At 36.2% G+C, this 2,307-nt stretch carries 2 protein-coding genes and 1 pseudogene; 2 read left to right on the forward strand and 1 reads right to left on the reverse strand.

Annotation, left to right across the window (positions count from 1 at the left end; genetic code table 11):
• Positions 1 to 190, forward strand: a pseudogene (locus GC098_RS41930) (IS110 family RNA-guided transposase); the annotation flags it as partial.
• A gap of 88 nt (positions 191 to 278) precedes the next feature.
• On the opposite strand, the gene GC098_RS07830 reads toward GC098_RS41930, so the two are convergent.
• Positions 279 to 1,187 (reverse strand): DMT family transporter, encoded by a 909-nt coding sequence (locus GC098_RS07830; RefSeq protein WP_171642575.1) that lies wholly within the window; start codon positions 1,185 to 1,187, stop codon positions 279 to 281.
• Between the two features lie 149 nt (positions 1,188 to 1,336).
• Between GC098_RS07830 and GC098_RS07835 the strand changes: the two genes are divergently transcribed.
• Entirely contained in the window at positions 1,337 to 2,239 is a 903-nt protein-coding gene (locus tag GC098_RS07835; RefSeq protein WP_171642578.1) for an AraC family transcriptional regulator, read from the forward strand.
• The last annotated feature ends 68 nt before the right edge of the window (positions 2,240 to 2,307 follow it).

A 2,307-nucleotide genomic window follows, 5' to 3' on the forward strand; every position in this document is an offset into this window, starting at 1 on the left:
AGAAACAGTCGTTAAACGACATGTAAGTGCCGTTAATCAGATCCATCGCTGGGTCGACATTGTCTTCCCAGAACTGAGACAAGTCTTTAAGATCTTAACTTGCAAGGGTGCATTGTTAACCCTTCGGCTTTTTCCGCTTCCAGCTGACCTATATAAACTAAGTCCTGACGATGTCTTTAAAGGATGGCAGAAATACAACACGAATATCAAGTTTCAAAAAATCATCAATTGTTGCTATCTTTCATTCCCCTATCCAACTATACTAAATTCACAACTAATCAGTTATTATTTTGAACGTTGTACTTTAAAGTTTTTGACCAAAAATACATTCCCATACCGAATAAAGTCATCATACCTCCTAAGAACTGAAATAAAGAAATTGTTTCTCCTAGTAATAGATACGCAAGAATAATGGCAAGAACAGGTTCTCCAATAATACCTACTGAGACAGTAGTTGCCCCAATTGATTTTAACAATAGATTAAAAATACATTGTCCAAAAATAGTTGGGATTATTGCAAGCAACAAAAAATAAGTCCACTCGGATGAGTTGTAATCAATTAAAGAGTAATTATTCAACAAATTGTAGATGAGCATGATGATGCCGCCAATAAAAAAAACGAAAATGCTGTACACATTTGCATCCAATTTGCGGCTTACTTTCTGCCCCGCCAACAGATATGCTGAAACGAAGAATGTGCCTATTAACGATAAGCCGTCTCCAATTAGCGCTTCTTTCGAAATCCCGTTGTCTCCCCAAGCTATAATGATTGAACCAAAAAGAGCAACTATCAAGCAAAAAACGGTGAGCAGATTAGCTTGTTCCTTGAACAAAAAGTATGAACCGATCATTACAAATAATGGCTGTAACGACAAGATGACCATGGAGCTTGCAACTGAGGTATAGACCAATGATTCCATCCAGAATAAAAAGTGTAACCCTAGAAAAAGACCGGCTAAAATAACGATACTCCAATCTTTTTTATTCATATCTACGGAGCGAAGCATTTTCCAAGGTACAAAAGCGAGCAAGATCATTACGGAAATAAACAATCTGTACATCCCAGCCACAGAAGTGGGTGTATCAGAAAATTTTATCATGATGGAAGAGATTGAAACGGCCAATATACTGATTAATAACAAAATAAACGGATGAGAAGGTAAAGAAGATTTATTTAATTTAACCATAGTTCCTCCAAGCTGTTAGACAATTACCTGTGCACAGAATTGTAATGATAAGCCGAAGCTTGATATAATAATATCATCATCAACGTTTATTTTGTGTAACTATATCTTTAATTTATATTGATATATCGTCAAATAAAGGAGCCTGTACTTTGAAAAAGCAATTACACGAAGCCATTCAGTATCCTGACGAGGCATTTCCATACATCATATACACTCATACTAATCATGGATCTATTCCTGAAGGCAGAGGAGTTAACGATCTACATTGGCACGAAGAATTGCAAATTACTTTAGTGACCAATGGGAAACTAACTATACAAATCAACGGAATCGATTATGATTTAGAAACGGGTCAGGCCATTTTTATCAATAAGAGTGTCCTTCACGTTGTTACACAACTAACCCATGACGGCCAATATGTCAGTTTTAATTTTCCGGAGAAGCTGCTCGCCTTTTATTCAGATAGTGCCATGGAAAAAAGCTATGTACTTCCTTATACTAATTCTTTCTTATTATCATTAGTAATCAAAGGAGATGCGGAGTGGCAAAAACAAATCCTGCAAATACTTTGGTATATGAAGAAGGAATTTGAAATAAAAAAAAATTGGGGATGGCAGTATGAGATTTCCATCAAAACGGTTCAGTTATGGTTAATTCTGATATCCAATATTTCCCTATCTTCAGAGGAGTCCTCTAAACATAACAGACTCCAACAAGAGAGACTGCAATTAATGCTTAGCTTTATCCACCAAAACTATACAAACAATATAACTTTGAAGGAAATTGCCGAGGCAGCACATTTGAGTGTTTCGGAGTGCACTCGTAGCTTTAAAAAAAGCATTCATATGACTCCTTATTATTACTTGGTTAAGTACCGTATTAAAAGGAGCTGCGAGCTGTTAGAATCTACTGAATATACGATAACCGAAATTGCCCGGAGAGTAGGTTTCAATCATGTAAATCATTTTATCCAGTCTTTTAAAAAACATCGTGACATTACACCTAAGGAATTCCGTAAATTAGAAATGAACTGGCTACATCTTGAAAAATGACCCCACCGATTTGCTCATTTTCTCACTAAAAAGGAGTTGCCGCGAGGCAAGCTCCTTCACTATCGTTC

The sequence above is a fragment of the Paenibacillus phytorum genome, from assembly GCF_013141715.1.
Classification (GTDB): Bacteria; Bacillota; Bacilli; order Paenibacillales; family NBRC-103111; genus Paenibacillus_E; species Paenibacillus_E phytorum.